Below are 8,435 nucleotides of genomic sequence, written 5' to 3'. Positions count from 1 at the left end.
GACGACATGAGCGACTTTCTCGACCGCATCAGCAAACTCTCGCCCAAGCGCCTGGCGCTGCTGGCGCTGGAGCTGCACGAAAAGGCGGAAGCCGCGGGCACGCATTCCAACGAGCCCATCGCGGTGATCGGCATGGGCTGCCGCTTCCCCGGCGGCGCCACCAACCCCGAAGCGTTCTGGGACCTGCTCGAAGCCGGGCGCGACGCGATCCGCGACGTGCCCGCCGACCGCTGGGACAAGGACGCCTTCTTCGACGCCGATCCCGACGCCCCGGCCCGCATGTCGGTGCGCAACGGCGGCTTCCTGGACGACGTGGCCGGTTTCGACCCCGCCTTCTTCGGCATCTCGCCGCGCGAGGCCCTCACCATGGACCCGCAGCAGCGCCTGCTGATGGAGGTGTCGTGGGAAGCGCTGGAGCAGGCGGGCCTCTCGCCCGAAGGCCTGGCCGGTTCGCCCACCGGCGTCTTCTTCGGCCTGTGCAACAGCGACCACTTCCACCGCGTGCTGCAGCGCGGCAGCGACAGCATCGACGCCTACATCGCCTCGGGCAACGCGCACAGCGTGGCCTCGGGCCGTGTCTCGTATTTCCTCGGCCTGCAGGGCCCGGCGATGTCCATCGACACCGCCTGCTCGTCCTCGCTGGTGGCGCTGCACGTGGCCTGCCAGAGCCTGCGCAGCGGCGAATCGCGCACCGCGCTGGCCGGTGGCGTGAACCTGATGTGCTCGCCCGAGACCACCATCGCCCTGACCAAGGCGCACATGCTCGCGCCCGACGGCCGCTGCAAGACCTTCGACGCTTCGGCCGACGGTTTCGCGCGCGGCGAGGGCTGCGGCGTGCTGGTGCTCAAGCGCCTGAGCCACGCCCAGGCCGACGGCGACCGCGTGCTCGCCGTGATCCGGGGCAGTGCCGCCAACCAGGACGGCCGCAGCGGCGGCCTCACCGTGCCCAACGGCCCGGCGCAGGAAGCCGTGATCCGCGCCGCGCTGGCCGACGCCGGCGTGGCCCCGGCCGACATCGGCTACGTGGAGGCCCACGGCACCGGCACCTCGCTCGGCGACCCGATCGAGGTGCGCGCCCTGGCCGGCGCGCTCGGCCCGGGCCGCGACGCGGCGAACCCGCTGCTGATCGGCTCGGTCAAGACCAACATCGGCCACCTCGAATCGGCGGCCGGCGTGGCCGGCGTGATCAAGGTGATCCTCGCGCTGCAGCACGGCCGCATCCCCCGGCACCTGCATTTCAGCGAACCCAGCCCGCACATCGCCTGGTCGCAGTACCCGGTGAGCGTGACGCGCGACGGCCATGCCTGGCCGCGCGGCGAACGCCCGCGCCTGGCTGGCGTGAGTTCCTTCGGCTTCAGCGGCACCAACGCGCACGTCGTGATCGAAGAGGCCCCCGCGCCCGTGGCCGCCGCCTCGGGCGACCAGCGCCCGGTGCACTGCCTGCCGCTCTCGGCCCGTTCCGAGCCCGCGCTGCGCGCGCTCGCTGCCCGCTTCGCCGACGCGCTCGCGGCTGGCGCGCCGCTGGCGGACGTGGCCCACACCGCCGGCGTGGGCCGCTCGCATTTCGCCGAACGCCTGGCCGTGGTGGCCAGCGACGCGCAGGAAGCGCGCGCCGCCCTGCAGGCTTTCGCCCAGGGCCGCGAACACCCCGCGCTGCACCGGGGCACTGCCACGCCGGGCGTGGCCCCCGAGGTGGTCTTCCTCTACACCGGCCAGGGTTCGCAGTACCCCGGCATGAGCGAGGCGCTGTACGCCGCCTCGCCGCTGTACCGCGACATCATCGACCGCTGCGACAGCCTGCTGGGCGCCGACGCCCAGGGCCGCACGCTCAAGTCCGTGCTGCGCGCCGGGCCGGCCGAAGGCGCGGCCATCCACGAAACCGCCTGGACGCAGCCGGCGCTCTTCGCCGTCGAATACGCGCTCACGCAGCTCTGGCGCGCCTGGGGCATCGCGCCGGCGGCCGTGATCGGCCATTCGGTGGGCGAGTACGTGGCGGCCTGTGTGGCCGGCGTGTTCACGCTCGAAGAAGGCCTGAAACTCATCGCCGAGCGCGGCCGCCTGATGCAGGCGCTGCCGCCCGGCGGCGCCATGGCCGCCGTGTTCACCTCGGCCGACGAGGTGGGCCGGGCCATCGCGCCCATGGCCGACCGGCTGGCCATTGCCGCCATCAACGCGCCCGACAGCGTGGTGGTCTCGGGCGATGCGAAGGCCGTCGACGCCTTGCTCGCCGACTTCGCCACGCGCAACGTGCAGGGCCAGAAACTGTTCGTCTCGCTCGCCGCGCACTCGCCCCTGGTGGCCCCCGCGCTGGACGCGATGGAAGCCTGCGCGCGCGCCGTGACCATGCGCGCGCCGCAGATTCCCGTGGCCTGGAACGTCACCGGCGGCGCCGCGCTGCCCGCGCCGGGCGCGCCCGATGCGCGCTACTGGCGCGACCACCTGCGCGAGCCGGTGCGCTTCGCCGAAGGCATCGCCTCGCTGGCGGCGCAGGGCTACCGCGTGTTCCTGGAAGTCGGCCCGCATCCGGTGCTGGTCGCCTTGGCCCAGCGCAGCCTGCCCGAGCAGGACCACCTGCTGCTGACCTCACTGCGGCGCGAGAAGAGCGACTGGCACGAACTCAACGCCAGCCTCGCCGCGCTGTACGTGCGGGGCGCGGCGGTCGACTGGGCCGGCGTGGACCGCCCCTACGCGCGCCAGCGCGTGGACCTGCCGACCTATCCCTTCGAACGGCGCGATTTCTGGATCACGCCGACCGCCGAAAAAGCCGTGCGCGCGCCGGCGCCCAGCGGCCTGCCGGGCCGGCGCCTGCCGACCGCCGTGCCGATCTTCGAGACCCTGCTTTCGCCCACGAGCACGCCCTACCTGGCCGACCACGTGGTGCAGGGCGTGGTGCTGGTGCCCGGCCCGCTGCTGCTGGAGCTCGCGCAGGGCGCGGCCCAGGCGGTGAACGGCCGTGCCTTGCGCGCGGTCGAGGCCTTCGAGATCGTCGAACCCCTGGTGCTGCCCGAGGCGGGCCGCACGGTGCAGACCCACCTGGGTCCCGAGTCCGGTGGTTCGCAGCCGTTCTCCGTCTACAGCCAGGCGGCCGATGGGTCGGGCGAATGGCACCTGCACGCCAGCGGCCGGCTGCAGCCCGGCAGCGCGCAGCAGGCCCAGGCCGGCGCCGACACCACCAGCTTCACCGCCACGCGCGACGCGCTGGGCGCGGCCACCAGTGGCGAGGGCTACCACCAGCGCCTCGAAGCCCTGGGCATCCACCTCGGGCCCGCCTTCCGCAGCCTGCAGGAAGTGCACCGCCGCGACGGCGAGGCCCTGGCGCGCATCGCGCTGCCCACCGCCTGCGCCGACGAGCCCGTGACCTGGGCACACCCCGCGCTGCTCGACGGCGCCTTGCAATCCATCGGCCTGACCCTGCCGCAGACCGAGGACACCGAACACACCTACCTCTTCACCGGCCTGGACCGCATCGACCTGGCCGGCCCGCTGCCCGCCAGCCTGTGGTGCCATGCCCGCCTGCTCAACGCGGCGGGCCAGGAGCCGCAGCCGCCCGAGTGGCAGGCCGAAGTCACCCTGCGCTCGCTCGACGGCGGCGTGCTCGGCCAGATCCGCGGCGTGCACCTGCGCCGCGCCTCGCGCGACGCGCTGGCACGGTCCCTGGGCCATGCCTCGGGCCATGGCCTGTTTCATGAGGTGGTGTGGGAAGACGCGCCGGCCCATGCGCCGGCCGCTGCCTCGCTGCCCGATCCCGCCGGCCTCGCGCCGGCCCTGCGCGAGCGCTTCGGCGCGCTGGCCGCCGAGCACGGCCTGGCCGTGTACGAACGGCTGCTGCCCGAACTCGATCGCCTGAGCACCGATCACGTCGCCACCGCCTTGCGCCAGCTCGGCTTCGACGACACGCCGGGGCGCGGGTTCGACACCGCCGGTGAATCGCAGCGCCTGGGCGTCGTGCTGCGCCACGAACGCCTGTTCGCGCGCCTGCTGCAGATGCTGGCCGAAGACGGCCTGCTGCGTGGCGAAGGGGATCGCCACACGGTGCTGGCCCGCCTGGGCACGGCCGATGCCGCCACGCGCTACGACACGCTGATGCAGACCTTCGGCGCGGTCGACGGCGAACTGCGCACGCTGCGCCGCTGCGGGCCCGCGCTGGCCGCCGTGCTGCGCGGCGAGCAGGACCCGCTGCAGCTGCTGTTCCCGGGCGGCTCGTTCGACGAGGCGCGCAAGCTCTACGTGGACTCGCCCTACGCGCAGACCTACAACCGCGCGCTCGGCGAAGCCTTGCAATCGGCCATCGCCCAACTGCCCGCCGGCGCGCGCCTGCGCGTGCTGGAAATCGGCGCCGGCACCGGCGGCACCACCACCTACGTGCTGCCGCTGCTGCCCGCCGAGCGCACCGAGTACACCTTCACCGACCTCTCGCCGCTGTTCCTGGAGCGCGCGGCCGAGAACTTCGCCGCCTATCCCTTCGTGCGCCACGCGCTGCTCGACATCGAGCGCGACCCGTTGGCGCAAGGCTTCGCGGCCGGTGCCTACGACATCGTGATCGCGGCCAACGTGCTGCACGCCACCGCCGACCTGGCCCAGACCCTGCGCCACGCGAAAAGCCTGATGGCACCCGGCGCCATGCTGTTCCTGCTGGAGGGCGTGGCCCCGGAACGCTGGGTGGACCTCACCTTCGGCCTCACCGAGGGCTGGTGGCGTTTCACCGACACGGCCCTTCGGCCCGACTACCCCCTGGTGCCGCGCTCGGCCTGGCTGGCCACGCTGCAAGGCCTGGGCTTCCAGGGCGCCTGCGCGGTGCCCGACGACCGCTGGACCACGCGCGGCGCGGCCCAGCAGGCGCTGATGCTGGCGCAGGCCCCGCTCGGCGGCCAGACCTGGACCCTGGTGGGCGACGTGCAGGGCCTGGGCCAGGCGCTGGCCGAGCGCCTGCGCGCGCGCGGCGACCAGGTGCAAATCCTGGCGGCGGACGCCGTGCCGCCCGCCGGCGCGCTGGGCGAGATCATTTACCTGGCCGGCCTCGAACTCGCAGAGCGCGGTCTCGACGACCGCGAAGCCGCCACCCTGACTCACACGCTCGCGGGCGAAACGCCGCGCCGCTGGCTGGCGGCGGCCGCGCAAGGGCAGGGCCGCATCCGGTTCGTGACGCAGGGCGTGCAAGGCGGTGCCGGTGGGGCCATGAGCCCGGGCGCCGCCTGGCAGGCGCCGCTGTGGGGATGGGGGCGTGGCTTCTCGCTCGAACAGCCCGGCGCCTGGGGCGGCCTGATCGACCTGCCGTCGGCCTCGACCGCGGACACGCTGCTGGAAGCGCTCGACGCGGTGGACGGTGAAGACCAGGTGGCTTGGCGCGATGGTCAGCGCCGTGTGGCGCGCCTGGTCCAGGCCGACACGCCGCCCGCCGCACCGCTGAGTTTCAGCGCCGACGCCTGTTACCTCGTCACCGGCGGTTTCGGCGGCCTGGGCCTGGTGGTGGCGCGCTGGCTGGCGGAACACGGCGCGCGCCACATCGCCTTGCTGGGGCGCAACCCCGACCTCGGCGCGCCCGGCGTGGCCGAGATCGAGGTCCTGGGTGCTCGCGTGCACGCGGTGCAGGCCGACGTGGCCGACGAGGCCGCGATGGCGCGCGCCTTCGAACAGCTCAAACGCGACGCGCCGCCGCTGCGCGGCGTGATGCACGCCGCCGCCGCGCTGAGCGCGGCGCCGCTGCTCCAGCTCGACGACGCGATGGTGCGCCAGATGCTGGCCCCCAAGCTCGCGGGCACGCTGGTGCTCGAGCGCCTCACGCGCGGCATGCCGCTCGATTTCCTGGTGCTGTTCTCCTCGACCACCGCCTTGCTCGGCGCCTCGGGGCTGGCCCACTACGCGGCCGCCAACACCTTCCTCGACACGCTGGCCGAGGCCAGCGACGCCTCGCGCCGCGTGATCTCGGTGAACTGGGGCACCTGGGAGGTGATGCGCCTGGCCTCCAGCGACGACCAGCGCAGCTACCGCGAAGGCGGCCTGCAGCCCATGGCCGCCGCCGACGCGCTGGACGCGCTGGGCCGCCTGCTGGGCGGCACGGCGCGGCAGGCGGTCGTGGCCCAGGTGGACTGGAGCGCGCTCAAGGCCTTGCACGAGGCGCGCCGATCGCGCCCGCTGCTGTCGCACCTGGGCATCGCACCGCGCGCCGCCGTGGTGGAAGCGCCGCGCGCGGACAGCGGGCCTTCGCTGCAGGCGAGGCTGGAGGCCGCGCCGCCCGCGATGCGCCACGACCTGCTGGTGGAGTTCGTGCGGCAGGAGGTGGCCTCGGTGCTCGGCTTGGCCGGGCCCGCCGTGGTGCCGATCGCCACCGGGCTGTTCGACCTGGGCATGGACTCGCTGATGGCGGTCGAACTCAAGCGGCGGCTGGAGCGCGGCGCCGCCCGTGCGCTGCCGTCCACGCTGACCTTCAACTACCCCAACGTGGGCGCGCTCGCGCGCTTTCTGGAAACCCAGCTCACCGTCAAGCCGGCCGCACCCCCGGCACCCACCGCGGCGCCCGCCACGGTGGCCGAGGTCGAGGTGCCCGATGCCGATGCGGACCTGGATTCGCTCAGCGACGACGAACTGGAGGCCCGCTTGCTGGCCAGACTGGAGCAGACCCGATGAAATACCGTTCTCTTGGCATGCGCCTGACGATCATCTTCGTGGCCCTGTGGGCGGCCGAGGAGGCGCTCACCGGCGTGCTCCTGCAGCGCTACGGCCTCGCGCAGGTCGTGTGCCTGCGCTTCGCGCTGCACCTGGCCCTGTTGTGGATGCTGTTCGGGCGCGGCAACGGCCCCTCGCTGTGGCGCACGCGCAGGCCGGTGTCGCAGCTGTTCCGCGCCGCGATGATGGTGGGCATGCCGGCCTGCTGGTCGCTGGGTGTGCAGCGCGGCCTGGCGCCGGTCACCTTCCTGGCGGTGTTCTGGATCGCGCCCCTGATGATCCTGGGCCTGTCGCGCCTGGTGCTGCGCGAGCGCGTGCCGCTCAGGCTCTTCGGCTTCGCGGCGGCGGCCAGCGTGGGCGTGTTCCTGCTGCTGGGCCCGCACGCGCTGCCCCGGCCCGAGTTGCTGGTGTTCCCGGTGGCCATGGCCGCCTGCTTCAGCGTGTACGTGGTGATGACGCGCCTGCTGCACGCCGAGCCCACCCGCGTGAACCTGTTCTACACCGGCCTGGGCGCCTGCCTGCTGCTGTTGCCGCTGATGCCCTCGGGCTGGGTGACACCGAGCGCGCCCGACCTGCTGCTGCTCGTGGGCGTGGCGGTGCTGGGCCTGGGCGCGTTGCTGGCGCTGGAGCGGCTGACGGCGGTGGCGCCGATCTCACGCACCGCGCCGCTGCTGTACCTGCAGATCGGTTTCACGCTGGCCTTCGCCTGGGTGGCATCGCACCCGCTGCCGGGCCTGATCGCCGTGGGCGCCGTGCTGCTCGCCGCCGGCCTGTGGCTCGCGCTGCGCCAGCGCCGGCGCGGGTCTTCCTGGCACATGACCTCGCTGCTGGCCGACACCGGCCACGCGGGCTTGGACTGAAGGAGGTGACAGGGTGACTGCCAACCGCCGCGCCATCCTGCTGATGCTGGCCTTCGTCCTGCTGTGGGCGGGGATCGAGGCCATGGCCGCGAACGTGCTGCGCCACTATTCCCCGTACCAGGTGGTCTGGACCCGCTATGCCGTGCACCTGGCGCTGATGCTGGCGCTGTGGGGATGGCGCGAGCCGGCCTCGCTCTGGCAGACGCGCCGCCCGGTGTTCCATGTGGCGCGCTCGCTGCTGATGCTCGGCATGCCCGCGTCCTGGGTGATCGGCATGCAGATGGGCGTGCCCGGGCATTCGGTCATGACGATCTTCTGGATCAGCCCGGTGCTGATCCTCGGGCTGGCCTGGGTGTTTCTGCAGGACCGCGTGCCGCTGCTGGTCTGGGTGGCCACCTTCGTGGCCTGCCTGGGTGGCCTGCTGGTCAACGGCCTGTACGGGCTGCCGGGGCCGTCGCTGCTGGTCTATCCCCTGGGCATGGCCCTGTGTTTCAGCGTCTACGTGGTGATGACGCGCTCGCTGCGCACCGAAACCACCCGCACCAACCTGTTCTACACCGCCGCCGGCGTGTTCGTGGCGCTCACGCCCGCCATGCCCGGCCTGTGGATCACGCCGCCGCTGACCGACCTGCTCACCATGGTGGCGATCGGCCTGCTCGGTTACGTGGCTTTGCTGGCGCTGGACCGCTCCGCCGCCGCCGCGCCCGTGAGTATTTCGGCACCCTTCGCGTATTTACAAATTGCCTTCACCGTGCCGCTCTTCTGGGTGGCAGGGCTGGGGCATGATATGTCGGTCCCGCGCATGGCGCTGGGGCTCCTGTTGATCGTTGGTGCTGCGCTCTGCCTGTGGCTGCGCGAGCCGCGCCTGCATGCCCGCGACGCGGTGATGGCGCGGTCGACGCCGTGATGAAG

The 8,435-nt window shown here is 73.2% G+C and carries 3 protein-coding genes; all 3 read left to right on the top strand.

Features of this window, described 5'->3' with window-relative positions; genetic code table 11:
• Positions 1 to 6: 6 nt before the first annotated feature.
• From AC1Q9M_RS00965 to AC1Q9M_RS00955, 3 genes are read left to right on the top strand one after another with little or no spacing between them, the layout of a single operon-like run.
• The gene (locus AC1Q9M_RS00965; RefSeq protein WP_492431983.1) at positions 7 to 6,624 is read left to right on the top strand and encodes an SDR family NAD(P)-dependent oxidoreductase; all 6,618 of its coding nucleotides are present in this window, start codon (positions 7 to 9) and stop codon (positions 6,622 to 6,624) included.
• On the top strand, positions 6,621 to 7,523 hold the full coding sequence (locus tag AC1Q9M_RS00960; RefSeq protein ID WP_382324599.1) for a DMT family transporter: 903 nt from the start codon (positions 6,621 to 6,623) through the stop codon (positions 7,521 to 7,523). The genes AC1Q9M_RS00965 and AC1Q9M_RS00960 overlap by 4 nt, the downstream gene beginning before the upstream one ends.
• Positions 7,524 to 7,536: 13 nt before the next feature.
• A complete protein-coding gene (locus tag AC1Q9M_RS00955; RefSeq protein WP_382158218.1) occupies positions 7,537 to 8,430 on the top strand; it encodes a DMT family transporter in 894 nt (297 codons plus the stop codon).
• Positions 8,431 to 8,435: the final 5 nt, after the last annotated feature.

The organism is Hydrogenophaga sp. GW823-FHT04C09 (genome assembly GCF_058796355.1).
The sequence above is the reverse complement of the archived record's forward strand: the minus strand, read 5'-3'. Positions and strand labels throughout refer to the sequence as shown.